Raw genomic sequence first — 25,475 nt, 5'->3', positions numbered from 1 at the left:
TCGCATAAGGGGCTGACGGTTCCGCACACTTCGTCCGCCACGGCGTGCATCGGCGGATAACGGTCACTCTTTGAGGAAGGGGTAATCCGTATAGCCCGCCGCCCCGCCACCGTACGCCGTCGCCCGATCGAAAGCGTTGAGCGGCGTACCGCGGCGGATCCGCTCGACAAGATCGGGATTGGCAATGAACATGCGCCCGAACGCGACGACGTCCGCGAGTCCCGACGACACCGCCCAGGCTCCGGTGTCGATACCGTAGCCGCCCGCCGTTATCAACGGGCCGGCGAAGTCTTCACGGAACATCGCCGCGTTGTTTGCACGGTCGATACTCGCATCGTCACCCAGACCGATGGCCGAGGCGCGAGGTTCGACCAGATGCAGCCACGCCAGCCCGCGGCCGTTGAGGGCACGAATCACATGACGGAAATGAAGCTCGGTGTCACTGTCGCTCAGCCCGCCCAGGCTGCCGTGCGGTGACAGGCGAAGACCGACACGGTCCGCGCCGATGTCGCCTGCGACACCATCGAGTACCTCGAAGAGAAAACGCGATCGCCGCTCGACCGACCCACCGTAGTCATCGGTGCGAAGATTCGAGCCATCCTGCAGGAACTGGTCGATGAGGAAGCCGTTCGCGCCGTGCACTTCCACAGCGTCGAAGCCGGCGTCCATGGCCAAACGCGCGGCCTTGCGGAAGCTCCCGACGATGTGCGCGATCTCTTCAACGGCCAGCGCGCGCGGCGTTTCATACGGAAGCGTGCTGAAGTCAGGGCCGAAGGCCATGCCCGGCGGCGTGACAGCCGAGGGTGCAACCGGCAGGGAGCCATCCGGGTTGTAGCGGGAATGCGACCACCGACCATGATGCACGATCTGCAGGGCAATACGCCCGCCGCGTTCGTGGACCGCCTGGGTGACCGCGCGCCAGCCGCTCACCTGATCCTGCGAGTACATACCGGGCATCGCCGGGTAACCGTGACCTTGCACGCTGATCGCCGTCGCCTCGGTGATGATCATCGCCGCGCCGGCGCGCTGGCCGTAGTACTCGGCGGCTAACGGCCCGGGCACGCCATCGCCCATCGCACGCATGCGCGTCAGCGCCGGCATGATGATCCGGTGCGGCAGCGAAAGCGCACCCAGAACGATCGGCCTGAAGAGAGGGTCGTTCATGGGTGCTCCGTGCAGAGGGATTCGACCCGCGCACTGTGTTGCGTCGCCCGGCAACTTGCTTGTGGATGCTGTCAGGCCTTTATCGTTTCGTGCCAACCACACGCCGCCAGGCACCCGGACTGACCCCCACGCGCGAAGAGAACACCCTCGAGAAGTGCGCCTGGTCGCAAAAGCCGGCGACGCTGGCAATCTCTACCAGCGACAAGCGGGTATTACGCAGCAACGTGCGTGCACGATCCACGCGCCGGTCGAGCAGCCACTGGCGGGGTGTTGTGCCGGTGCTGCGCCTGAAACCCCGTAGAAACGCACCCTTGGACAGACAACATGCATCGGCGAGATCCTCCACGGAGATACCTTCGGCGACCGCATCTGCCAACAGGGCCCGCGCTTTCTTCAGCTGCCACGGCGCAAGACCGCCTACGAATCGCGGCTCTGCGCGCCCACCCCCATAGCGAAGCGCCAGATGTTCGGTAACGGCGAGCAGGACACACTGCGTGAAGGCGGGCTGTTTCCTGGCGGCGTCGATATCCGATACCAGCAACGTCGCCAGCTGGAACAGGACCGGATCGTCCGTTGTCGTACACGGTGCCGCCAGGGGAAACCCCTTCCCGTTGCGCGCCTCTCCCACCGCGTCGTCCGGTACGTGGAACTGGGCAATGTGAAACGGCGATCCAAACGCGCTCACGGGTGCTCGGGCAAGGTCGATGAGACTGCATTCGCCACGGCGCAGCGGCGCCGAACTGACGAGGTCGTCATCGAGCCACAACCTGTGGTCGTCCACGTCTGACAGATACACGCTCACCAGCCATGCGCGCTCCGGCGCACACGGACTCGTGGTGAAAGGAAAGCCGGTATCCCGACGCCATTCGGTGATTGCGAGCGTGCGTCCGGCAGGTGTGACAGATGACACGCGCTCGCGAACTGTGCCATGCGTCATCGCGCAGGCCCTCTGCAAGCGTCAGGGATCGATCTTAGTGACGATCGGTCATGCTGACAGCCGGTTGGCGTTCCGGACTGTCCGGCCCGCCAGGATGCAATGGCCTGGCTTCAGCTTTTCTGTTCGGGAAACAGGTTCGCGCCGAAATAGTCGAGGAAGGCGCGCAGGCGCGGCGCGATATTGCGGCTCGAAGGCCACACGGCGCGGAATACGTTTTCATGGTCGAGGAAGTCGTCGAGCACGCGAACGAGCCGTCCCGCCTTCACGCCGGGTTCGACCGTGAAATCGGGTACGCAGGTGATGCCACAGTCGGCCTCGGCCATTTCAAGCAACGGAGCAAGCGTACTGGCGGCAGCTGCAACGGGAAGCGACACGTCGGGACCCTTGTCGTCATGCCGGAACGGCCAGCGCTCCAGTTTGCCGGTAGTCGGGAACCGATGGTGGAGGCAAGCGTGGCTGGCGAGGTCGGCCGGGACTTTCGGCGTGCCGGCACGCTTGAGATAGCCGGGCGATGCGACAAGCACCAGGTGATACAGGCCAAGTCGTCGCGACATCAGGCGTGAATCGACGCCCTCACCGGTACGGATGGCGACGTCGAAACCTTCGTTGACGATATCGACGAGGCGATCGCTGTAGTCGAGATCGAGTTCGATCTCGGGGTATTTCGCCATGAACCCCGCCAGGATCGGCGCGAACAGGCCACCGAGGATCGGCAGGCTCACGCGTAACCTGCCTCGCGGCGAGGCACGGTTACCGGCCAGCTCGCGCTCAACATCGCCGATTTCCTGGAGAATCCGCCGGCAACTTTCCAGCAACATGTCGCCTTCCGGCGTCAGCGAGATACTTCGCGTACTGCGATGGAACAGGCGCACGCCCAGGTGCGCCTCGAGGCGGGCAATCGTCTTGCCGATAGCCGACGAAGACAGCCCGAGGATACGGCCGGCCTGCGTGAAGCTGCGGGTTTCCGCAGCATGGACGAAGGTGGCTAGGGAACTCAGGCTGTCCAAGGCGGGCGCCTCATCCGGGGTGGGAAGGTCACATCGTGCGGCCTTCCGCCCGTTCAAGGCAATCTCAGGCGATCGCTGCCTCGGCGTGCGCCGGATAATCGGTATAGCCGGCAGCGGTACCGCCATAGAACGTGTCGCGGTCATAGTCGGCCAGCGGAGCGCCTTCGATGATGCGTGCCGGCAGGTCCGGATTGGAGATGAAGTAGCGACCGAACGCGACGAGGTCGGCACTGCCCTCGGCGAGGATCGCCTCGGCCGATGCCGGCGTGAAGCCACCCGCAGCGATCAACGGGCCGTGGAAGAACTTGCGCAGCAGGCGCGAGGCGACCGGGTTCTGGTCCTTGGACTCATCTTCCGCATTGCCGAGCACACGCGGTTCGATCAGGTGCAGGTAAGCGAGGTTGAGCTTGTCCAGCTCAGCCGCGACGTAGGTGAAGAGCGCCTCCGGGTTGGAGTCCTTCATGTCGCCGAAGCTGCCGCTCGGGCCAAGGCGAACCGCTACGCGGTCACTGCCCCACACCGAAATAGCGGCCTGGGTGATGTCGAGCAGGAACCGGGCACGATTCTCGATGCTGCCACCGAAGCGGTCGTTGCGCTTGTTCGAGCCATCCTGCAGGAACTGGTCGACCAGGTAGCCATTGGCACCGTGGATCTCGACGCCATCGAAGCCAGCCTGCTTGCCGCGCACCGCCGCCAGCCGGAACTGCTCGACCATGTCGAGAACCTCGGCTTCGCTCAGCGCGCGATGCGGCGAGCTCGGCACCCAGCCGTTGGCGGTGTAAGCCACGCCTTCGTAGGCCACTTCGGACGGCGCGACCGGTGCACCGCCATCGGGCTGCATGTCGAAGTGCGACTGGCGTCCGGCATGGAACAGCTGCAGGAAGATCACGCCGCCCTTGGCATGCACGGCGTCCGTGACGCGCTTCCAACCCGGGATCTGCTCATCGCCATAGATACCCGGCGAACCCAGGTAGCCGCCACCGTTCGGCGCGACCACGGTCGCTTCGGACACGATATAGCCGCCCTTTGAAGCGCGCTGGCGGTAATAGTCGACCATCAGGTCGCCCGGGACGTCGCCCGGCTGCTCGGAGCGCATGCGGGTCAGCGGGGCCATGACCACGCGATGGTCGAGGCGGAAGGGGCCAATGGAGATGGGTTCAAGCAGTTTGCGGGTCATGGCAGTCGGCCGGTAGTGGGAAGGAGAGATCGCGGAAGCCTCCGCGCTTGGCAACAAGTTGGGCCCTCTCCTTCGTGGCCAGTAGATCGGGGCGGCTCCAGACAGTGCGGCCGTGGATTCCGCAATCCCGAGCCGTCCCGGCCATAGCGGACGTGAGTGGCCGCAGAGATCGGACCAGGCGCCAGCTACCCAGCGCGACGGGCATCCCCACTCTTTGCCGAAGTCGGCACCCCGCCGTATTCATCCCAAGGAAACCCGCATGACTCCTGCACGCGGCTACGCCGCTTTCTCCCCGACCGCACCGATGGCCTCGTACACGTTCGAACGCCGTGACCCGCGCGCCGACGACGTACACATCGAGATACTTTTCAGCGGCGTGTGTCACTCAGACCTTCATACCGCCCGTGGCGAATGGGATGGCCTCATCTACCCCAACGGCACGGACTATCCGCTGGTGCCCGGTCACGAGATCGTCGGCCGCGTCGTCTCCGTCGGCGCGGGTGTTTCCCGCTTCGCCCCCGGTGACCTGGTCGGCGTCGGCACCATGGTCGACAGCTGCGGCCAGTGCGTGAACTGCCGCCTGGGTCAGGAGTCTTACTGCCTCAACGGTGCCACATGGACGTACAACAGTCCCGACCGCATCGACGGCATGACCACCCAGGGCGGCTACTCCGAGGCGATCGTCGTGAAGCAGGACTTCGTGTTCCGCATCACCCACAGTGAGGAACAGCTCGCTGCCGTGGCTCCCCTGCTCTGCGCCGGCGTCACGATGTGGTCGCCACTACGCCATTGGGCCGCTGGCCCGGGCAGAAAGGTCGGCGTCGTCGGTATCGGTGGTCTCGGCCACATGGGAATCAAGCTCGCACGCGCGCTCGGTGCGCACGTAGTCGCGTTCACCACCTCGGAATCCAAGCGCGCCGACGCTCTCGCCCTTGGTGCCCACGAAGTCGTCAATTCACGCGATGCGGCCGCCATGGCTGCGCACGCCGGCACCCTCGACCTGGTCCTCAACTCGGTGGCCGTTGCGCACGACCTGGACACCTATACATCCCTGCTTTCACTGGACGGTGCCCACGTGCTGGTCGGCATTCCCGCCGAGCCCCATCCCTCGCCTTCCGTCGCCAACCTGATCGGTGGCCGTCGTTCGCTCACTGGCTCGCTGGTCGGCGGCACGAAGGAGACCCAGGAGATGCTCGACTTCTGCGCACAGCATGGCATCGTCGCCGATATCGAGATGATCCGGCTGCAGGACATCGAGACGGCCTTCGCGCGGATGGTAAAGGCGGACGTGAAGTACCGCTTCGTCATCGACATGGCGTCGATCAGGAACGCAGCGTAACCAGCTCGCTCAGGGGCTCTGCCGGTCGTTCTCGGCAGAGATCTCCTGCATGTCCAGGTCGCGCTCGAAGTAGTGCAGCAGTTCGTCGTGGATCTGCCCGGAACGGTGCAACCGTAGCAGCTCCACGCGGCCTGCCGCGAGCGCCGCGAGAATCGTGTCGTAGTGCGCCTCGCGGCCGCCGGTGAAGTCTTGCGGCGCGAGCGCGAAGCGCTCGGCGATGGTCACACGATAGGTGTACTGCTCGAGCAGCCGGGGATGGAGCAGCTTCCCGTTGCTGTCGTATGCGCGCGCCTTGACCGCCTCCAGCTGCGCGATATCGATGAGCCTGTTGGCCTGGCCTTCGTTGAGATGGCCGGTGTCGACGTGCACGGCACTGTCCAGCTTCAGCCAGCGAATCACCGGAGCGATCGTCCCGCCCTGCACCACCACCGTCACGAGGATCACGGCGAACGCTGCCGCCAGCGTCAGGTCGCGCCCGGGCATCTGCTCAGGCAGCGACAGCGCAATGGCCAGCGTCACGACGCCACGCATTCCCGCCCAGCTGATCAGGAATGATGCCGACGGCGACGCCGGAGAGACCTTTTTTCCAATGATTCGCGCGAGCGGCGTGCGCAGGTAGTCGGTGGCATAGACCCACACGAAGCGCGAGAGGATCACGGCAGCTAGCACGGCGAGAATCGGCACACCGAGGGCATCCAGCGCGCTGCCGATACCACCCAGCCGCTCGACGACACCGCGCAGCGAGAACCCGATCAGGATGAACACCAGGGCTTCGAGCAGGAAGATCATGACCGCCCAGAAGGCGGTGGCACGCATGCGCACGTTGGCCGAGAAGATGTCGTGCTGGTACCAGCCCAGGAGGATGCCCGTGGTCACGACCGACAGGACACCCGAGACATGCAGGCTCTCGCCGCCGATGTACGCCGCCCAGGGCGAGAGACACGCCGCGGTGATCGCCAGGTACACATGGCTGATGCGGCGCACGACCTGGACCGCGATCACACCGACCACGGCACCCACGGCAATGCCACCGGCCGCGAGGCCAAGGAAGCTGAGCGCGGCCTCATGGGCACTGAACACGCCGGTGAGCGCGGCGGCCACCGCGAAACGGAACAGCACCAGGCCTGTGGCGTCGTTGAGCAGGCTTTCGCCCTCGAGCAGCACCATCAGCCGCCGTGGCAGACGCACCTTGCCCAGCACGGCCTTCGCCGCGACGGCATCCGGCGGGGACACCACCGCACCCAGGGCGAAACACGCGGCCCAGGGCAGTGAAGGAACGATCCAGTGCACCGTGGCACCGACGACCAGCGTCGTGAAGACCACGGCGCCGATGGCCAGCCACAGGATACCGCCGAGGTATTTACGGAAATCCGACCAGACCGTGTAGTACGCGCCGTCCTGCAGCAGCGGCGGCAGGAACACGATCAACACGAGCTCCGGATCGAAGGTCACCGGGGGTATGCCGGGCAGGAAGGCGATACCGATGCCACCCGCGAGCAGCGCCGCCGCGGAAGGCAGGCGGAATCGGCGGGCGATCAACTCGAGCGCCAGGATCGCGACAAGAAGGATGAGTACGAACTTGAACGTTTCTGTCGACGACATGGTGGCCCCTCCGGAAGCGGGACGACCCGCACCGTCACAAGCATAGACGAGGAGGACTATCCTTTGCGGATGGACCGAATCGAAGCCATGAAAGTGTTCGTCGCCGCGCTGGATGAAGGTAGCCTCGCCGCTGCCGGCCGGCGACTTTCGCGATCGCCCGCGGCGGTGAGCCGCGCCATCGCCTTCCTCGAAAATCACGTGGGTGCGGAGCTCCTGCACCGGACGACGCGATCGATCCGCCTGAGCGAAGCGGGAGAGCGCTATGCGGCCGCCTGCCGTCGCGTGCTGGCCGAGCTGGACGAAGCCGACCTCAGCGTGGCCGGCGAGCGGGCATCACCGCGAGGCACCCTCACCATCACGGCACCGCCGGTCAGCGGCGAAGACATTCTCCGGCCCGTGATCGACGCGTATCTCGAAGCGTATCCGGACGTGTCGATCGATTTCAGGTTGCTCGACCGCCATGCCAACCTGGTCGATGAAGGCATCGATGTCGCCTTGCGCGTGGGTGATCTGCAGGATTCGTCCATGATTGCCACGCGCGTGGGTGGGGACGTCAAGCGCGTAGTGGTGGCGTCGCCAACCTATCTCGCTGCGCGACCGGCCATCCGTGAGCCGGGCGACCTGCTCCAGCAACGGATCATCACCACGACCCACTTCGGTCACGATACCTGGGTATTTCCGCCGGCACCGGGCAGTTCCGTGCCACGTTCGATCCGTTTCAAGCCACGACTGGTCGTGAACAGCGTGCGCGCGGCGATGGCCTCCGCCGTGGCAAACCACGGCGTGACGCGCCTCTACACCTATCACGTCGCCGACCACGTCCAGGACGGCTCGCTTCGCCTTGTCCTGCGCCACGCCGAGTCGGCCGGGTTGCCCGTGCACCTCGTCACACCGAATGGGCGTCTCGCGGTGCCCAAAGTGCGCAGCTTCGTCGACTTCGCCGTCCCGCTGCTGCGCGCGGAGTTCGCTCGCCTGATGGCCCAGGCAGAGGCACTGGGCGGCGACTGACGCCGCCCGGCTCCTTCAGCGTTGCGCGTTGGCCGCTTCGGTAAGCAGGCGCACGTAACCTTGCGGATCCTGCGATCCCGTAAAGAACGGCTTATCGTCCATGAAGTAGCTGGGCACGCTGGTGATACCCGCTTTCTGCACGCTCGCCTCGCGCTGACGCACGTCGCCTTGCAACGGCGTCGAACGCGTGACCGCCCCCGGGGCCATACCCACGCTCGCTGCCAGCGTCTCCAGAACGCCGTGATCGCTGATGTCCTGGCCCTCGGTGAAGTACGCCGAGAACACGGCTTCGGCCAGACGCGTCTGCAGGGCCGATCCACCTTCGTTCCACGCCAGGCGGAGCAACGCATGCGCAGCCAACGTATGCGACGTGCGCGTCTGTTGGTCGTAGTTGAACACGGCGCCGAGCGGCCGACCCGCCGCCACGGCTCGCGCGTCCATCGCCTGGGCGTTCTGCCAACTGCCGAAGCGGACACTTCGGAACGTGCGTCGGTCCAGCCCCTCCGGCGGCAGGTTGGGATTCAACTCGAACGGAATCCATTCCAGCTCGACGTCGATGCCCTGCCCTGCCAGCGTGGCAATGGCCTTGTCGAGGCTTCGCTTGCCGATGAAACACCAGGGGCAGATCATGTCCGCGACGACCTGAAGCTTGAGGACCTTGGTGGTTTGCGTGGTCATCTCAGCGGCCTGCGTTCTGGCCACCGTCGACGTACAGCACTTCACCCGTGGCGAAGCTCGCACCTTCCAGGTACAGCACGGCGTCGGTGATATCACTGATCTCGCCGATGCGCTTCATCGGGTTGAAGGCGGCCAGCGTCGCGAAGGTCTCCGGCGAGTGGATCGGGGTCTTGATGAAGCCGGGGGAGACGGCGTTCACCCGGATGCCCTTTTCACCGTATTCCACGGCAAGCTCCTTCGTGACCGAAGTGAGGCCACCCTTGGTCAGGTTGGCCAGTGCGGTCGGCACACCGGCAATCGCCTGGTTGACGAAGGTCGTGGTGATGCTGACCACATGACCACTACCCTGCTTTTCCATCTGCGCGATGGCACGCTGGGTGATGTGGAAGAAGCCGGCGAGGTTGGTCGAGATCATCGCGGAGAAATCCTCCGGGGTGTAGTCGGTGAACGGCTTTGCGATGAAGATGCCGGCGTTGTTGACCAGGGTGTCGATACGACCGAACTTTGCCAGCGCTTCGCGCACCACCCGCTCGGCGGTCGCTGCCTCACCGATGTCACCGGCCACGGCCAGCACGTCCGGGTCGCTGCCCTGGACGATGGAGCGCGACGTCGCGACGACGCGAAAACCCTTAGCGCGATACGCCTTGACCAGGCCTTCGCCAATACCCTGCGAACCACCGGTGATGATGGCGACTTTCTGTTCATTGCTCATGTCGATCTCCTGAAGGATACGGCTCACGATTGAGCCGATGGACCTATGTTGGAGATCGCACCCCGAATGCTGAATAGCCGGCCCGAGGCAGTGACCGTGCCGCGAAACGCAATAATGCCGGCGGCCTTACTTTCCGGGCTCAATGGCCTCGAGCTCGCCGGTGTAGTGCGCCAGCCGGGTCTCGACGTCAGGGTTCTTCTGCAGTCCCTCTTTCATCAGCTGCCCGACCTTCGCCTGCGCCTGGGGGCGCTGCACGGAGGTGATGAAAGCCGCCCATCCCGCGCCGATCTCATCGTTCGGCGGCAGCGAGGGACCATTGACCAGCTGCTTGATATCGGCAATCGCCTGCTTGTCGAATTTTGCGATGCGGCGCGCAAGGGCATCCACGAAACCGTCCAGCTCGGCATCCGGCAGCGAGCGATTCACATAGCCGTAGCGCTCGGCGATATCGCCGTTGATGTCGTCACCGGTGAGCAGGATTTCCAGGGCACGCCCGCGCCCCATCAACCGAGGCAAGCGCGCCATCGGACCACCACCGGGAACCAGGGCGGCGCCGACTTCCCACTGGGAAAGGATGGCTTTCTCGCGGCTGGCAAAGCGCATGTCGCTCGCCAGCGACAACTCGCTACCCACCCCCGTCGCCCGTCCGCGAATCGCGACGATCGACACGACAGGTGCCTTGCTCAGGCGGACGAGCATGTCGGGCAGCTGTGGAAGTCCGGTGGGTCCCGGCGGAAGGCTGGTGGTCTTTTCCAGCGCAGGCACGAAATCGTAGTGGGTCAGGAAGAAGCCCGGCACGTCGCTGTCGAACACCACGACGCGAAGCTGCGGATCGGTTTCGATCGCGGTGATCACTTCGTTCAACTGCGGGATCGTTTCCGGCCCGAAGATGTTGAAGGGCGGATTGTGCAGGGTCACGCGCCAGTACGCAGGCGAGACCTGCCTGACCTTGATTTCCTGCCTGACCGGCGCGGCACTGCGATCGGCAGCGGAGGCGTCGACAATCAAAGCGGGGCCGGTGGCGGCTGCAAGCAGCAGCACGCCGACGATGAGACGGATAGTCATGGGATCACCTCGGTCTACACGCAGATCATGCTTGCAGAAGAGCGAACATGATTGTCGCGATTTGCCGTGCCCTAGAATGAAGACCTTCCCGCTGGAGACACCACGCGCATGACCGACCCGACCCTCGACGAACTCGCCAGCGAAGAAGCCGCCCTGCAGTTCGACCGTTTTACCCTCGATGACGCCTGGGCCGTGGGTAATGCCTTGCGCGAGGGCGCACTGGCACGCTCGGGCGCGGTGGCCATCGAGATCGCCCTGCGTGACCGCCCGTTGTTCTACACCACGACCCCGGGCGCCGACACCTCCAACGGCAACTGGATACGCCGCAAGCGCAATACGGTGCTCGCGCTGGGCACGAGCACCCTCGTGGTCGGCATGAAGCTCGCGAAGGCCGGCCAGACGCTGGAAGAGCGCTACGGACTGGCACCTGCCGAACACGCCTCGGATGGCGGCGGGTTTCCGCTGCGCCTGCGCTCGTTGGGGGTGATCGGGGCGATCACCGTTTCTGGCATGCCTTCGCTTGCGGATCACCAGCTGGTCACGGACGTGCTTCGTTCGTTCCTACGTGACTCATCACGTGCTCGGCCAGCGCCGTAATGGTGAGGCTGGGATTGACGCCAAGATTGGCCGAGACCATGGACCCATCGCATACGTAAAGATTGCGGTAGCCATGCACGCGCCCCCGGCTGTCACACACGCCTTCGGTTGCGTCACGCCCCATGATGGCGCCGCCCAGGCAGTGGGCCGTCATCGGGATGTCGAGAAAGATCTCGGAAAGCGAGGTCATCGGTACACCGCCCGTCGCTTCCGCTGCCTTCATGGCAAAGGCATTCGCGGCGGGTATGAAGGTGGGAATCTTCGACCCTTCGGTGACGAGGCGACGTTTGAACGGCCAGAACCAGCGGCGCCCTAGCCGCATGGTGAGCTGGCCATCGAGCGTCTGCATGCACAGCAGGATCATCGACTCGCGTGCCCAGTGCCTCGTGCGTACCAGACCGAACAAAGCGCGCGGTCTGCTCAGCACCATCGCCAGAACGGCGATCAGCCAGCTCGTTCTCCTGTGCCGGCCCTTCGCCATCACGGTGGTGAGCAGCCCCATGACGTCCGAGCCTGCCGGGTAGCGAGTCGCCTCGATATGCGTGTGCGCGTCGATGTAGATGCCCGACCCGATGGCGACACCTTGGGAAAGATCCTCCGTTGAACCCGGAAAGCGTATGCCGATGAGTGATTCGGCGTTGGTCCGAACACCCTGTCCCAGCGTCGAAGATATCGCGGGCAACGCACCGCTCTCGCGCAGGCGGAACAGAAGATCCTGCGTGCCGAGTGATGATGCCGCCACCACGACGCCCTTGCAGCGCAGCTTAAGTGATCGGTTACCGCTTCGCGTGGTGACGATGTAGCCGTCCGAACCGTCCAGCGTTCCGCCGAGTGGGCGGACGTCAACGACGCGCGTCTGCTCGACGACCGTCGCGCCGCGCTTCTCGGCCAGGTAAAGGTAATTGAGATCCAACGTGTTCTTGGCGCCGTGCCGGCAGCCGACCATGCAGCCACCGCAGCCAATGCACGTGTGGCGCTCGGGACCTTCGCCGCCGAAGTATGGATCGGCATAGGCCTTGCCGGGTGCGTCGCCATCCTCGCCGAAGAAGACACCCACCTCGGTGGGGTAGAACGTATGTCCGACGCCCGTGACACGCGCCATATCGCGTAAGCGCAAGTCGGCTGCCGCAAGGCGCTTGTTGGTCGTGACACCGAGCATGCGTCGCGCGGTTGCGTAGTGCGCGGGCATGATCCGCTCCCACTCTTCCAGACCCGCCCAGTTGCCCTCGTGCCAGACACTCGACGGCGGCTCAAGCAGGGTCTGCGCATAGGTGATGGACCCACCGCCCACGGCATTTCCGTGCAGGACAACCACGTGGCGGAAGAAGCGCATGCCGAAAAAGCCGCGCAGGCCGAGGGACGGCGCCCACAACCAGCGCGACAGGTTCCAGTTTGTCCTTGGCAGAGTCGAGGGCGTCCAGCGCCTGCCCTGCTCGATCACCGCCACGCGGTAGCCTTTCTCGGCCAGGCGTAAGGCGCCGACGCTCCCGCCGAAGCCGGAGCCTATGACGATGTAGTCGTAGTCGGGGTCAGCGATGCTGTGCATCGGCCTGATGGCCGGCTACCGCCGCCCTTTCGCGCATGGCACTAACGACGCTCAGCAGGTGCATCGCCGGCTGGAAGTCGGCCTTCACCGCCAAGGCTGCTTCCGCGTCGTTCCGGGCGGCATCTAGGTCACCCAGATAGGCGCGCGCCATGCCGCGCTTGGTTCGGGCAAGTACTTCGTTAGTAGGCGAGAAGCGAAGTGTTTGCGAAAGATAGATGGCCCCCAGCGCGAACTCGTTGTGATCGACCTCGTAGATGCCCGCTGCGCGTAATACCGCGAGGGACGGGGCGATCTCCATCATCGGATCGTAGTTGTGCATGTCCCAATGGCAGTCGGTGCATTCCTGCGATTGCCAGTCGAGATAGGTCAGGACCTGCAGCAACATCGGGTTTCCTGCGCTCGCTTCCAACGTCCGCCGTCGTGCTGCCTGGAGTTCGCCCGGCGTTCCGCCCCACTTTGGCTCGGCGAGGACGACAGCGCCCATATGCAGCCCATAGCTGTAAGGCGAACGTCGAAGTGCCTCGATCATTCGGTTGTGAGCTTCGTCTGTCCTTCCTTCGATTCTGTCGATAGCGACGCGGCGGGTAGACGCGGCGGTAAGGTCGGGATCCAGTGTCAGCGCGAGATCAAGATCGGCGACAGCCTTGTCATGAAGCGCTTGCATACGGGCGATTCTTTCCGGAGGCGTCTTGTCGATGAACTCGGTCCCGCGTGCGGCGTAAGCGGCCGCCGCATACTGTATCCCGCTGGCCGACCTCGCCCACGGGCTCCGGGGTGACTGCAGGAGCCAAGCGTTCGCTGCATCGCGGGCTTCCTTGCACGCGCACGAAAACGCGTCATTCAAGGCGTCATCAAGGCCCGTGGACGTGACATCGCGTTTTTGCTCCCGGGCCAGCTTCGCGAAACGCTTGTCCAACTCCTTCGCACCATGCCTGCCGAGCTCATCGCTTATGTCCCGAAGGGTCATGCGTGGGTCGAACTGCAAGTGGCACATGCCAATGACCGTTGCTCGCTTCCAGCGAACGCCTGGCGGATCTGGATAGTCTAAACACCGCTTCAGGCGATCAGGCTCGAGATCCGCCTTTGCCATCTGCCGAAGGAGTTCCTTCTGCTCGGGCGTTTCCAGGAGATGTGGCCGGGCTGCCGCCGGTTTCGCAACCACAGTCGCATCCGGCACAGCTGCGGAAACAATGCTGCAAAGCGTAGCACCCACCGCAGCGAACATGACGACACACCGACGCCGAAGCCCCATGACGCTCCTCCCTGTTTATGGAGCGAAGTCTATTACGACAACCTGGTGTCAGGGAGTAACCGGTGAGCAGATCTCAACGAGGCAACCGTTGAGGTCACGGACATAACCCACACGCTGCCCCCAGGGTTTCTCCTCGACGGCCTTCGCGGCGAATGCACCGGCGGCCACCGCATGTTCATACGCTGCCTCCGGTGACTCCGTGACCAGGCAGATCTCAATGCCCGCAGGAAGATCACGAGCGCTGTTCGGACGAATAGCCAGTCCATTCATCTCGGCCATCGCCTCGCCGGCGAAACTGAGTGTCGTCTCGCCGGTGTCCATTTCGGCGTAAAGGCCGCTCTCGTGGATAAAGCGGCGTTTCAAGCCGAATGCCTCTTCATAGAAGGCTATCGTGGCGGCAACGTCGGCGACGTAGATGATCGTGTAACCAAGGCGCATGAGGTTCTCCATGTGGTGGAAGCAGGCTAACCCCGGTGACACACAGCGCCTTGAACAAATCGGCCAGTCAGTCGAATGCCATGCCTATCAGGACGAGCGGTGGCCGCGCTCCTGGCGTAAAGCCGCCGTGCCTCCGGAAGTCGCGCGTCATGTGTGCCTGGTCACTGTATCCCCCTTCCAGCGCCGCATCAGCGAGGCTCAGCGGCCGCTCTTCTCGCGTCAACAGGCGCATCGTCCGCTGGAAACGCAGTACGGACGAATACGCCTTGAACGACAGGCCAAGTGCACGTGACAGGTGACGCCGCAGGGTACGCACCGGCATATCCACGGCGACAGCGACGTCGTCCAGACTCAGCCGCCCGCCGCCGACGTGGATGAGTTCAATTGCCCGCTTCACCGCTGATGGCACGGCGTTCGCCGCCGCAGCGCGCTGCCGTGCGACGTCCCGAATGGCGGCCGCGAGTGCGCGCGGGGTCGTTGCGGCGCGCAGCGCCTCAGCGTGACTGCCGAGCATCCTGTCGACCTCGACGTCGAACATGCCGCCATCACGAATCGTCGAGGCCTCGACTCCCAGGCATACACCTCCGTGGCCGGGCCGGAAGCGAATACCGAAAAAGCGGTCGCCACGGGTAACCGGAACCTCGGTCCAACGTTGTGCCGGACCGACGATCATGAGTTTCAGGTTCTCGACCCGGGAATCGTCACTTCCGCGAAAGGCGACGATCAGGTCCATGCGGCCATCAGGCAGAACCACGTGTACCCCATCCGAGGACGCCATGAAGGTCCACTCCGCCTCGATGGCGGCTGGTTGCGCCGCCGCCTCAGGGTGCTCGTGATAGTCGGAGGGCCATGGCATGGGGTGCGATTCTCAACCATCCCGAGGCCGGACGACAGCCTTACCAGACAGGTATCGATACATGCCCTGTCTTTCGAGGGGCTCCCGACGCTGTGCCCGCCGAAACGACGTCCCACCCTTCCTCGTCAGACAGGGAGGCACCCGGCAGGACACCCTCCATGGTCACGCGGATGCCTCGCGCACCAGGAAGCTGGCGCAGTTCCGGAACCCATGGCCGGCGGCGGTCGACGACGATCAGCAGACCTTCGTGTCCGCCGATCGGGGCGAATTCATCGGAAAGGCTGCCGAACGGCGTGAGGCCCGTCGATACGACAATGTCCCGAACCAACCCGGGCACGTCGTCCGTCGGTAATCCGACTTCGCTGACGCAAGCTATCTCGCTGCTTCGAAAGCTGCCTGTCGCCGCGAGGCCAGTATCGATGGGTCGGCGGGCGATCAGTTCGAGGACGGACTCATGCGGTCCGGCGAAATACACCGACTGAGCGTCCCACGCGCCACCGATATGGAATCGATCCTCGCCAAGCGGATCGCGCAACAGCAACGCCCGCTCGCGAAGCCAGGTGCACGCAGCGTCGAACCGCTGGCACGGGATATTGAAGGCCAGGTGCACGCATCCGGTGTCCGCGGCCGCGGGCACGATGTCGACCTGCGTCCAGCCGACATGGACGCTCATGCCGCGGGTCGGCAGTTGGAGGACATCGCGGTAGAACGCCAGGCACGCCTCCATGTCGGGGGACGGCAGGGTGAGTCGGGTAATACGCATGGGGGCAGACTCCTTTCGGGAATCGCCATTGAACAACCTCAACCAAAGTTCAGGTCAAGCACGGACGTACACGACTTGCGTACACATGCGGGGCGTAGCCTTGGGCCATGACACATCGTGACGATCTGCAAAATATGCTCGACCGCCTCGCCACCGAGGTTCAGGCTGGCCTGCACGAAAATCCCGACCCCGACGCGTTCTGGCCGACTTTCGCGACCCAGTCGAACCTGGTCCTGGAGGCGGCGGGGCCAGAACATTTCGACTGGGTGAGTTCGGAGGTGTCGGCGATCCTGATGAAGCATGGGATTTCGGTGCCGGAGGCATAAGCCGCAAGCACCCATCGCCGATAAAGCGGCTCCCACACGGTACAGCCCTGCCAGAAGTCATGGATTTACCTGTTTAGGACAATTTGCCAGACTCGGGCGATCGTCCCGACAATAAGGCTTCAGCATGCGACCGTCGCGCCCTGCCATCTCTCACGTCAGGACCGCGTTGTCGGTCGGCGTCGCCTCCTTCTGCCTGGCCATGCTTGCGGAGCCCGTCGCGGCCCAGGCCGTCCAGACGCCCGAACAGAAAGCACTTATCGCCAAACGCATCGATCTCGAGAAACAGCTCGAGGATGTCGCCATCATCGATCGCAAGGTCATGGTGAAGATGCGCGACGGCAAACGCATGGCTGCTGATGTGTACCGGCCGAAGAATGCCACCGGCAAGGTGCCGACCATCTTCTCGCGCACGCCGTACAACTTCAATTTCTGGGACGTCAAAATCGGCGCACCGCGCGACATGACGCACGAGCTCGAGGCCGTGAAACACGGCTACGCGCTCGTCGAAATGAACGAGCGTGGCCACTATTTCTCCGAAGGCAACTACGACATCCTCGGCGCGCCGCTAAGTGATGGCGTGGATGCCGTGCGCTGGATGTCCACGCAGCCCTGGTCCAACGGTAAGGTCGGCACGACCGGTTGTTCGTCCACGGCCGAATGGCAGATGGCGGTCGTCGCGCAGAACGAACCGGCCCTTGCCACGTTCAACGTGCAGGGCTTCGGCGCCGGTGTCGGCAAGGTCGGCCCCTATTACGAGCAGGGCAACTGGTATCGTGGCGGCGCCGTGCAGATGCTGTTCCAGGCTTGGATCTACGGCGAGCAGAACCAGGTTCGCCCCATGTTCCCCGCCAACACCTCGCAAGCCGACCTGATCCGCGTATCGAAGGCCTTCGATCTCGACCCGCAGATGCCGCCGGTCGACTGGGACCAGGCCTTCTGGCACCTGCCCGAAAACGAGATCCTCAAGGCCGTCGACGGTCCCAAGGGTATTTTTGCCGATGCCATGGATGTCCCTACGGGCGGCAACATGATCGCGCGCACGCCGAACAGCCCCGCCTGGCGCAAGGGCGGCCTGTGGCACGACGACATGAAGATCAACAAGCCAGGCCTGTGGTTCATGAGCTGGTTCGACGTGTCCGTTTCGCCGAACCTCGCCGCCTTCAACCAGGTACGCGCCACGGCGCCGAAGAACGTCGCCGACGAGCAGTACGCGATCATCGCGCCGGCACTGCATTGCGCTTACACGCGTGCGACCGAGCACACCATGATCGGCGACCTCGATGTGGGCGATGCCCGTTTCGATTACGAAAGCCTGGTATTCGGCTGGTTCGACAAGTTCCTCAAGGGCGTGGACAGCCCCGTGGTCGATAAGCAGCCCAAGGTCATGTACTACGTGATGGGCGAGAACAAGTGGCGCAACTCACCCACCTGGCCGCCGGCCGGCGCGGTCACGCGCGACCTCTTCTTCACCAGCGGTGGCAAGGCCAACACGCTGTACGGCGACGGCAAGCTCGTCGATGCCGCAGGCGGCACGGATCAGCCGGACTCGTTCGTTTACGATCCTGCCAACCCGGTCACGACGCTTGGTGGCGGCGGTTGCTGCCAGGGCAACGCGGTGAAGTTCGGCTCGTTCGACCAGAACCCGCAGCTAGCGCGTAACGACATTTTGGTTTACGACTCCGAGCCCTTCAAGGAAGGCACCGAGGTCAGCGGGCCGATCACGGTGACGCTCTATGTTTCGTCCGATGCGAAGGACACCGACTTCACCTTCAAGGTGATGGATGTGCGCCCGGACGGGAAGGCGTTCAACATCACCGAGAATATCCAGCGCATGCGCTACCGCGAGGGATACGACAAGCCGCCGGTGTGGATGAAGGACGGCGAGGTATACAAGGTCACCTTCCAGCCGATCGACACCAGCATGTTCTTCTACCCGGGGCACAAGTTGCGCGTGGCGATCTCCAGCAGCAACTTCCCACGCTTCGATCGCAACCTGAATACCGGTGGGAACAACTACGACGAAGCCAAGGGCGTGATCGCACATAACGCGGTGCACCACGATGCGGCGCATCCGTCGAAGATCACGTACACCATCGTGCCGCGTACTACGCCCTGATTGGTGCAAAAGCATCGCCGCTGAAGCGGCTCCCACAGACCTGCCTGGCTCCTGCAGGCCGGCCTGGCTCCTGTGGGAGCCGCTTCAGCGGCGATGCTCTTCACCCAGCCCGGCAATCCGCAGACACCTTCCCCGCCGATACCGCGACACACTGATTGAAGCCGGCAGGCAGGTTGTCAAGGCGCAACGCCTCGGCCACCGGCAAGGAAAACGAGCGAACCTCAGCACGGCCATCGAAGACGGTGTAGTAGCACCGCCCGCTCTGGCTGGCCTTACATTCGAACCACGCGCGCCCCATGCGCACGTCGGTCACGCTGTCCAGGGTCACCTTCCCGTTGTCTTGCGCCGTCGCCACGATGCTGCGGTTCTGGGCGTCGGTGCAGCCGGCAACATTGAGGATGCAGTAGATGATGGCTAGCAAAGTGCGCATGGAAGTCTCCTTCGTCACATGGCGCGGAAAATGGCCATGAACGGCTGACTCACATTCAGGGTTTCGGGGCGCCCTCGCAGGCGCAGGCAGCCTTTGCCGGTGTCGTCGCGCTCGACCGAGGCGACCTGGCGCAGGTTGACGATGGTGGAACGATGAATCTGGCGGAACGTCTTAGGATCGAGCTGACGCAGCAGCTCGCGGATCGGGCGGCTCAACAGCGCATCGCCTTCGGCGGTGGCGACTACCGTGTACTTGTTGTCGGCGCGAAAGTAGATGACATCGTCGACAAGGATCAGACGTGTCGCCTTGCCGGCACCGGCGGTGATCCACGTCAGGGGCTCATCCGGTACTTCGTCGAAGCGCTCGATCATGTCTTTCGCAAGATCGCCGGTGCGGCGTGCGTGGCGTGCGGCATCGGCGAGCCGGCTGCGCAGCCGCGTGACGGTCTGCGCCAGACGCTCCGCGACGACCGGTTTGAGCAGGTAGTCGATGGCACCCCGCTCGAAGGCATCGACTGCGTATTGGTCGTAGGCCGTCACGAAGACCACCAAGGTGTGCGGGCTGGCGTCCGCCGCCGCCGCGGCGACCTCCATGCCCGTGAGGCCAGGCATGCGAATGTCGAGAAAGGCGATGTCCGGCTGATGGTTCGCGATGGCGTCGAGCGCCTCTCCACCGTCCTCGCAGACCGCGACAATTTCAAGGTCCGGCCACGCCTTCGCCAGTTCGCGCTGGAGGGCTGCGGAGAGCAGCTTCTCATCCTCGGCCACGATGCACTTAGGCATGATCGCCGGCTCCGGTAGCAGGCAGCGTTATCGTCGCAGCGACACCTGCCGGGAAGTTGTTACCGATGACGAAGCTCGCCAGCGCACCGTAAGTCAGGCGAAGTCGCTCGCGCAGGTTCTTCAGGCCGATGCCCGTGCCCGAACCTTCACTGCGAAAGCCCATGCCATCATCGGCGACGGTGATCGAAAGCACGCCATCTTCGACGCGACCGCGAATCCATATGCCGCCACCGCCCGGCTTCGGCTCGAGACCGTGCTTGATGGCGTTCTCGACCAGCGTCTGCAGCATCATCGAGGGTATCGGCAACGTGGCAATGGCATCGGCCACCTCGGTGTGCACGGTCAGGCGCTCGCCCATGCGCAACTTCATGATCTCGAGCCAGGCGGTGGAGCGTTCAAGCTCCTGACCGAGCGTGGACAGGGATCCGTCCGTGCGCGGCAGCGACCGGCGCAGGTAATCGATCAGATGCCCCAGCATGCGGTCGGCGCGTACGGGATCGGTGCGTACCAGTTCCTGCGCGCTGGCCAGCGTGTTGTAGAGAAAGTGCGGTTCCACCTGGGCCTGCAGGAGGCCGAGCTGTGCCGCCGTGAGCTCCTTCTCCATCGTGGTCTGCCGTACGTCGGCACGCTCACGGTTACGCCGCTCGGCAAGGCGCTGAGTCATCGCGCGAACCAGGGTCTCGACATGCTCCAGCGACGCACCACCATCCGGATTGAACCAGTCCATCCAGGCGCTGCTGTCCGGCTCACAGACGAACATCACGCTGCTGGAGCCGTCCGAGGGCGTGATGGTGGCGATCACCCGGGTGTTGCGGTCGAGGCCCTGCTGGGGCACGCCGCGGCGTCGCGGCGTGTCGCCCGGCAGCAGGCGGACCACCGCACGTATCTGCAGGCCGCCGCGCGAGCCGTTGATGTCCTGCACATTCGGTAGTTCGCGGATCACGGCATCGACGATGCCGAAGGCCTCATCCGCGCTGTAGGGCACTTCGACACGGCGACGCTGCCGGTTCGACAACGTCTCCGCGTCGATACGCCCAGCGATGGTGCGCACGCGGTACAGGTGAGTCACGCCGCGCCCCAGCGCGATCAACAGGCCGATGAACCAGGCCAGCGTGACGAACCATGGAAGATCGCCGTGGTGCCAGTCGAACATGCCGAACAGCACGAGCAGCATGCACCAGGCGGCGAACCAGGCGACAACGATACGACCGAGGAATTTGAGGCTGGCCATCGCGTGGCTCCGATGCTGGATTGCCGGGGAGCATACGATGGCCCGCACTCCCTCCTCGATGCGTTTCCGACGAAACGCGGTATTCGCCGACGAAACAGCCTTCTGCGGCGCAGCATGACCCCAGCGCCCCGATGGGCCATGCTCGGGAGGTTGGCTCCAGCGGTGGGGACCGCGAGCCACATCAAAGACAAAGGGGTTAACGCATGGCCTTGTTGCTCGTCGTTTTCGCTGTCGTTGTTCTCGCGATCTATCTCGGCATCAATATGCTGCCGAAGCATCATCCCGCCAACTGGCTGCTCGGCATCGTCGGGGGCGCCTGCCTTGTTCTCGCGTGGTACGCGATTTTCAGACCGATGTTGATCGCCACGGGTGGTTCCGACCCGTCGCTCATCGCGCTCGGCCTGCAGGCTGCCGGCATCGTCTCCTGCGTGCTCGGCATCGTCTGCCTTGGCGTGTGCGTGTGGCGCGACCCGGCACGCTTCTGGATGCTTTCGATCGTCTTCATCGGCGTGATCGGCGCCACGCAGGTCACCGCACTCGGCTGAAACCGACGGAGCCAGCATCACTGCCGGCTCCGTCCGCCGTATCAGGCCTTGTAGGGATAGCCCGTGGCGAGTACCTCTGCCGTGCCGTCCGAGACTTCAAGGACCGCGCGCGCACCGAACGGAAGCGTCCACTTGTCCTGCCCGTGTCCGAATGCCAGTCCGCGCACGAAAGGCACGCCGCAGACGGCGGCAAAACGCTCGAGCGCGTGCTCGATGTCGTAGCCGTTGTCGTACTCGCTGACCCGCTGTCCGCCCAGACCGCCCAGGATGATGGCCCGCTGCCCTGCCAGCACGCCGCTCAGGTGCAGCTCGTAAAGCATCCGTTCGATGCGATAGGCCTGCTCACCGGTTTCTTCCAGGTAGAGGATGCCGTCGTCGAACACCGGCAGGTACGGCGTACCGATCAGGCTGCATAACGCGGACAGGTTGCCGCCCCAAAGGGTGCCTTCGACACGGAGGTCGTCCTGCCCTTCCGGGCAGGCCCAGGTGATGTCCGTACGCGGAGACTGCAGGGTCTGCCAGAAGTGCCGCCACGTATTTTCACGCAGGTAGCCGGCACCGAAGTCCTGGACAAGCATGGGGCCGAACAGGGACCCGATGCCGCTGCGCGCGTAAAGCGCGCACTGAATCACCGTGAAGTCGCCGTGGCCGACCAACACGCACGAATTTTCGGAGAAACGCGCCGCCAGCCCGGCGTAATCGAGGTGTTCCAGCAGCGCGATGGCGCCATAGCCCCCATGGATCGCCATGACTACGTCCGGCAAGGGCAGATCAGGATTGGCAAGCTGGTTGATGTCCGCCGCGCGTTCGGCATCGCTGCCGGCAAAGCGCAGGGCCACGCGATCCACGACATGAGTGCCGAGAACGGTGTGGCCCGCGGCCTGCAGGCGCTCTATACCTCGCTGGCAGGCGGCGCGGTCTTCTGCGTAACCGGAGGGAGCAATAAGACGAATCTCGAATCGTTTTGGCATGACTGGCAGTGCGTGACTTGCACTACCAATACCTCTACGACCGCGCAAAGGCAACCCGAAGTTGTGCGGACCGCCTTCACAGGGGGCCATACAGGTGTTCAACGGTCTGGCCCTCCGGCGAAGACCCGGGTCCCGGCGGCCTGGGCGGCCGGGTGGAACAGCGTGCGACGCATCAGGCTATCTCCCTCGATCCAACTGCCACGCCGCGATGGCGTGGTGGCATCGATTAGAGGACGACCGTGTCCTTCGCACTGATCAATTGCGGCACGAACGTAATCGCAAACGGCACGATCCGCGTGCCGCTGCGCTTACCAGCCTTCGAACTCCTCGGCGGCGGCGAGATCCTCCGCAGGCGCACTGCGGATAAGGGTCTCGCGCGGCTGCTCGCCGAAAACGCTGCGGTACTTCTCGGCAAAGCGCGAGAGGTCCCACATGCCGCAGCTGAGCGCGACGGACTTGACCGAACGCCGCCCGGCTTCCGCCGTGACGAGGCTGCGGTGTGCCGTACACAGGCGAAGCATGGCCAGGTACCGGTTCGGTGGAATGCCTAGCAGGTCGTCGAAGGCGTACCGAAGGCCACGCTCGCTCGCGCCAGCTGCCTGGCAGAGCTCCTGCGAGTAGATATCGCGACGGAGGTTGGCCCGCATGAAGCGCTCGGCCCGACGCATCACCTGGTAGTGCGCACGCCTTCCGCGCGACGCGACCGGGCGCTCTTCGGACGATGATCCCAGGGCGACACGAATGTGCTCGTCCAGCAGGTCCTCGACCGGACCAAAAGCCATGTCCTCGGTGTCGTGCACGCGCTCGCGTATCTGCCGGTAGGCACGCTTGAGGTGTTCCGACGTCACCGAAAACAGGCGCAGCCGCTGTGCGGCCATGTCCACGTCGGCGTGATCGGAGGCCATGAATCGCGAGCGGAAACGTGCGTAAGGCGCCACCACGAGGGTGAAGCGCGTGCCGCGCTCGAACATGAAGTCGGTGGGCGTGCCGCGCAAAAGCGTCACGCCCATTTCCGACTCGACGCCGACGCCCTGGCACCAGCTGCGCTCGCCGGTCTCATGCAGGTAGACGAGCATGCATGCATCGTCCGGCACCGTCAGCGAGCCGCGTACGTCGAAATCAATGTGTCCGGTGAGATAGGTCACGGCGTCGTGCGTCTTCGACGCGATCGATGCACGCGGCCGGGCCGGGCTGAGGGTCAGCAGATCGACCTCGCACATGCCTAGCGCCGTACCCAGTGTGACCAGATCGTAATCTTCCAGGTCCTGCATATTGGAAGGGCGAGTCATGCGCCTACCTCCTTGCGGTTGGTTGTCCCGGCAACTCCCCACTCGTTGCCCATCCTGATCCGAACGCTAACCCTGCCCATATCCACCCCCGCTGCATCCACTCGCAGGCTAACCCTGCACGCGACAAATCCTTCGCCATAAGTACCCATGTAATGCAGCAAAGGCCAGCACTTTGTGAATATGCCGAATTCGCTTATCGACTGTCGGAAGCGATTGATGAATTTGACAAAAGTGCCGCTTGTGCGAGCCCAGAGACTACACCCAGCGAGGGGTCGCCGTGTACAACGCGAATCCCGGGAAAACTTGCGCCAACCCGCTCACGAACCTGCGGGGAGCGGGAGGTGCCCCCGGTCAGGAAGACACTTGCCGGGGCCTCGCCGATGTCCGTACGCGCCTGATCGAGAAGGCGGCCCATACGGTCGAGAAAGTCCTCTGAGGCGGCACGGAAGTCCCCGCCAACAGCGTCGATCTTCAGACCTGCCTCGATAAAATCGAGCGAAGCGGTCGCCGCCTCGCTGGACGAGAGATCGATTTTCATGCGCTCGGCCGACTGATTCAGGCGGGTCGTCGCGCCGCTACCCTGCAGGGCGCGGAGACGCGAGCCGAAGGGCTCGTCGACCTGGCGATAGTCCTGTTTGCGGAACTCACGCTGCTTGGGCAGGTTGTGAACGCTGGCGGCCTCGACGAAATGGTGCACGGGAACGCCGCTGAGGTCCTTGCCGAACCGGGGCATGAAGCTGTGCAGGCTCACGCCGACATCCAGATCCGTACCGCCGCGTGGCAAGCCCCAGCTCCGATGCATAACCGGCACCTCGCCGGCGCCCAGCTCGGCGTAGGCGACGTCGGTGGTACCGCCGCCGATGTCCACGATGATCGCGCGCTGCCGCTCAGCGAGGGACTGGTGGTAGTGCATGGCTGCGGCGGCGGGTTCTTCCAGGAATGAGACCTCGTCGAAGCCCGCGATGCGAGCGGCTTCGCGCAGGATCGACAGGGCCTGTTCGCCGCCGGCGGGGCCCATCGAGCTGCGGAACTCGACCGGGCGTCCGATCACCGCCTCGCGCACCGGCGTGCCGAACTGACGTGTCGCCACCAGCCGGACATGCTCGAGGATGTGTGCCGCGATGCTCACGATGGTCTTGCGGACGCGCGGATCGAGCTTGTAGCCGAACATGGACTTGGGCGATTCGATCAGGTTTCCGGTGCCCTCCTCCAGGTAGGCATCCACGGCTTCCTCCCCGAACAAGGCGTCCTGGAAGCTGGCTACGGAGGCCGAGGCTTCGCGCGTGCGCTCTTCCATCCACTGCCGGCGGACCACGCGGATGGCGTCACGGCGCAGATCCATGTCACTACGCGGTGTCCTGCCCGCCTGGCGTTCGTCCAACCGCGAAGCGCGCACGAAGGCGTCGACCTGGGCCTCCAGCACCGGGGTGAGCACGAAGTCATCCACGTTGGGCACGACTTCGGGAAAGAACACCGCCGTGCGGAACTGGCTGGCGTCGCCAAAACGGACCAGCTCGAGCTGGCCGTCCACGATGGCGGCAGCGGCCGAGTAGCTGGTTCCGAAATCGATGCCGATACGCATGGGGAGGGTCTTCCGGGGACGGGATAACCCACCATTATGGGGCCGGGACCTGCCCGGCGACA

Annotated in this window: 25 protein-coding genes; 6 read left to right on the top strand and 19 right to left on the bottom strand. The window is 64.3% G+C overall.

Features of this window, described 5'->3' with window-relative positions:
• Positions 1-63 precede the first annotated feature (63 nt).
• The 4 genes from ACVWWJ_RS08765 to ACVWWJ_RS08750 form a co-directional block, all read right to left on the bottom strand.
• Positions 64-1,164, bottom strand: coding sequence for an alkene reductase (locus ACVWWJ_RS08765; protein WP_456967436.1), 1,101 nt, complete (start codon positions 1,162-1,164; stop codon positions 64-66).
• Positions 1,165-1,243: 79 nt separating this feature from the next.
• A complete protein-coding gene (locus tag ACVWWJ_RS08760) occupies positions 1,244-2,101 on the bottom strand; it encodes a helix-turn-helix domain-containing protein (protein ID WP_456967435.1) in 858 nt (285 codons plus the stop codon).
• Positions 2,102-2,211: 110 nt separating this feature from the next.
• Positions 2,212-3,108: a LysR family transcriptional regulator gene (locus ACVWWJ_RS08755; RefSeq protein WP_456967434.1), complete on the bottom strand. Its 897-nt coding sequence runs from the start codon at positions 3,106-3,108 to the stop codon at positions 2,212-2,214.
• Positions 3,109-3,172: 64 nt separating this feature from the next.
• Positions 3,173-4,285 (bottom strand): alkene reductase, encoded by a 1,113-nt coding sequence (locus ACVWWJ_RS08750; RefSeq protein ID WP_456967433.1) that lies wholly within the window; start codon positions 4,283-4,285, stop codon positions 3,173-3,175.
• Positions 4,286-4,544: 259 nt separating this feature from the next.
• Between ACVWWJ_RS08750 and ACVWWJ_RS08745 the strand changes: the two genes are divergently transcribed.
• Positions 4,545-5,624: an NAD(P)-dependent alcohol dehydrogenase gene (locus ACVWWJ_RS08745; RefSeq protein ID WP_456967432.1), complete on the top strand. Its 1,080-nt coding sequence runs from the start codon at positions 4,545-4,547 to the stop codon at positions 5,622-5,624.
• A 9-nt stretch (positions 5,625-5,633) separates the two neighbouring features.
• Here the strand turns inward: ACVWWJ_RS08745 and ACVWWJ_RS08740 are convergent, their stop codons facing one another.
• Complete coding sequence (locus ACVWWJ_RS08740) at positions 5,634-7,226, bottom strand: Na+/H+ antiporter (RefSeq protein WP_456967431.1); 1,593 nt, start codon at positions 7,224-7,226, stop codon at positions 5,634-5,636.
• Positions 7,227-7,313: 87 nt separating this feature from the next.
• On the opposite strand from ACVWWJ_RS08740, the gene ACVWWJ_RS08735 reads away from it, so the two are divergent.
• The gene (locus tag ACVWWJ_RS08735; protein WP_456967430.1) at positions 7,314-8,234 is read left to right on the top strand and encodes a LysR substrate-binding domain-containing protein; all 921 of its coding nucleotides are present in this window, start codon (positions 7,314-7,316) and stop codon (positions 8,232-8,234) included.
• A 15-nt stretch (positions 8,235-8,249) separates the two neighbouring features.
• Here the strand turns inward: ACVWWJ_RS08735 and ACVWWJ_RS08730 are convergent, their stop codons facing one another.
• The 3 genes from ACVWWJ_RS08730 to ACVWWJ_RS08720 form a co-directional block, all read right to left on the bottom strand.
• Positions 8,250-8,912 (bottom strand): DsbA family oxidoreductase, encoded by a 663-nt coding sequence (locus ACVWWJ_RS08730; protein WP_456967429.1) that lies wholly within the window; start codon positions 8,910-8,912, stop codon positions 8,250-8,252.
• A 1-nt stretch (position 8,913) separates the two neighbouring features.
• Positions 8,914-9,624, bottom strand: a complete 711-nt coding sequence (locus tag ACVWWJ_RS08725; protein WP_456967428.1) for an SDR family NAD(P)-dependent oxidoreductase — start codon at positions 9,622-9,624, stop codon at positions 8,914-8,916.
• Positions 9,625-9,750: 126 nt separating this feature from the next.
• Positions 9,751-10,689: an enoyl-CoA hydratase/isomerase family protein gene (locus ACVWWJ_RS08720; RefSeq protein WP_159891138.1), complete on the bottom strand. Its 939-nt coding sequence runs from the start codon at positions 10,687-10,689 to the stop codon at positions 9,751-9,753.
• Positions 10,690-10,797: 108 nt separating this feature from the next.
• On the opposite strand from ACVWWJ_RS08720, the gene ACVWWJ_RS08715 reads away from it, so the two are divergent.
• The gene (locus tag ACVWWJ_RS08715; RefSeq protein WP_456967427.1) at positions 10,798-11,286 is read left to right on the top strand and encodes a heme-degrading domain-containing protein; all 489 of its coding nucleotides are present in this window, start codon (positions 10,798-10,800) and stop codon (positions 11,284-11,286) included.
• On the opposite strand, the gene ACVWWJ_RS08710 is transcribed toward ACVWWJ_RS08715, so the two are convergent.
• The 5 genes from ACVWWJ_RS08710 to ACVWWJ_RS08690 all read right to left on the bottom strand — a co-directional run bounded on the left by ACVWWJ_RS08710 (position 11,228) and on the right by ACVWWJ_RS08690 (position 16,141).
• A complete protein-coding gene (locus tag ACVWWJ_RS08710; protein WP_456967426.1) occupies positions 11,228-12,832 on the bottom strand; it encodes a GMC oxidoreductase in 1,605 nt (534 codons plus the stop codon). The two genes, ACVWWJ_RS08715 and ACVWWJ_RS08710, sit on opposite strands and share 59 nt — an antisense overlap.
• Complete coding sequence (locus tag ACVWWJ_RS08705; RefSeq protein ID WP_456967425.1) at positions 12,816-14,057, bottom strand: hypothetical protein; 1,242 nt, start codon at positions 14,055-14,057, stop codon at positions 12,816-12,818. Before ACVWWJ_RS08705 ends, ACVWWJ_RS08710 begins: the two co-directional genes overlap by 17 nt.
• Positions 14,058-14,132: 75 nt before the next feature.
• The gene (locus ACVWWJ_RS08700) at positions 14,133-14,522 is read right to left on the bottom strand and encodes a VOC family protein (RefSeq protein WP_456967424.1); all 390 of its coding nucleotides are present in this window, start codon (positions 14,520-14,522) and stop codon (positions 14,133-14,135) included.
• A gap of 67 nt (positions 14,523-14,589) precedes the next feature.
• Entirely contained in the window at positions 14,590-15,378 is a 789-nt protein-coding gene (locus tag ACVWWJ_RS08695) for a helix-turn-helix domain-containing protein (RefSeq protein WP_456967423.1), read from the bottom strand.
• Positions 15,379-15,418: 40 nt separating this feature from the next.
• Complete coding sequence (locus ACVWWJ_RS08690; protein WP_456967422.1) at positions 15,419-16,141, bottom strand: VOC family protein; 723 nt, start codon at positions 16,139-16,141, stop codon at positions 15,419-15,421.
• 134 nt (positions 16,142-16,275) lie between these two features.
• Between ACVWWJ_RS08690 and ACVWWJ_RS08685 the strand changes: the two genes are divergently transcribed.
• A complete protein-coding gene (locus ACVWWJ_RS08685) occupies positions 16,276-16,467 on the top strand; it encodes a hypothetical protein (protein WP_046969577.1) in 192 nt (63 codons plus the stop codon).
• Between the two features lie 124 nt (positions 16,468-16,591).
• Entirely contained in the window at positions 16,592-18,583 is a 1,992-nt protein-coding gene (locus tag ACVWWJ_RS08680; RefSeq protein WP_456967421.1) for a CocE/NonD family hydrolase, read from the top strand.
• A 100-nt stretch (positions 18,584-18,683) separates the two neighbouring features.
• Here ACVWWJ_RS08680 and ACVWWJ_RS08675 read toward each other — a convergent pair whose 3' ends face one another.
• Genes ACVWWJ_RS08675 through ACVWWJ_RS08665 form a run of 3 tightly spaced genes read right to left on the bottom strand, consistent with a single transcriptional unit; the run spans position 18,684 to position 21,026 of the window.
• A complete protein-coding gene (locus tag ACVWWJ_RS08675) occupies positions 18,684-19,013 on the bottom strand; it encodes a hypothetical protein (protein WP_159891153.1) in 330 nt (109 codons plus the stop codon).
• Between the two features lie 14 nt (positions 19,014-19,027).
• Positions 19,028-19,795, bottom strand: coding sequence for a LytR/AlgR family response regulator transcription factor (locus ACVWWJ_RS08670; RefSeq protein WP_456967419.1), 768 nt, complete (start codon positions 19,793-19,795; stop codon positions 19,028-19,030).
• Positions 19,788-21,026, bottom strand: a complete 1,239-nt coding sequence (locus ACVWWJ_RS08665; protein WP_456967418.1) for a sensor histidine kinase — start codon at positions 21,024-21,026, stop codon at positions 19,788-19,790. The genes ACVWWJ_RS08670 and ACVWWJ_RS08665 overlap by 8 nt, the downstream gene beginning before the upstream one ends.
• A 203-nt stretch (positions 21,027-21,229) precedes the next feature.
• On the opposite strand from ACVWWJ_RS08665, the gene ACVWWJ_RS08660 reads away from it, so the two are divergent.
• Entirely contained in the window at positions 21,230-21,571 is a 342-nt protein-coding gene (locus ACVWWJ_RS08660; RefSeq protein WP_159891159.1) for a hypothetical protein, read from the top strand.
• Positions 21,572-21,612: 41 nt separating this feature from the next.
• On the opposite strand, the gene ACVWWJ_RS08655 is transcribed toward ACVWWJ_RS08660, so the two are convergent.
• The 3 genes from ACVWWJ_RS08655 to ACVWWJ_RS08645 form a co-directional block, all read right to left on the bottom strand.
• The gene (locus ACVWWJ_RS08655; protein WP_456967417.1) at positions 21,613-22,542 is read right to left on the bottom strand and encodes an LD-carboxypeptidase; all 930 of its coding nucleotides are present in this window, start codon (positions 22,540-22,542) and stop codon (positions 21,613-21,615) included.
• 308 nt (positions 22,543-22,850) lie between these two features.
• A complete protein-coding gene (locus ACVWWJ_RS08650; RefSeq protein WP_159891163.1) occupies positions 22,851-23,831 on the bottom strand; it encodes a helix-turn-helix domain-containing protein in 981 nt (326 codons plus the stop codon).
• A 193-nt stretch (positions 23,832-24,024) separates the two neighbouring features.
• Positions 24,025-25,413 (bottom strand): Hsp70 family protein, encoded by a 1,389-nt coding sequence (locus tag ACVWWJ_RS08645; protein ID WP_456967416.1) that lies wholly within the window; start codon positions 25,411-25,413, stop codon positions 24,025-24,027.
• Between the last annotated feature and the right edge of the window lie 62 nt (positions 25,414-25,475).

The sequence above is a fragment of the Luteibacter sp. HA06 genome (assembly GCF_054061215.1).
Note: the sequence above shows the minus strand (reverse complement) of the source record. Positions and strands in the feature narration are given on the sequence as shown.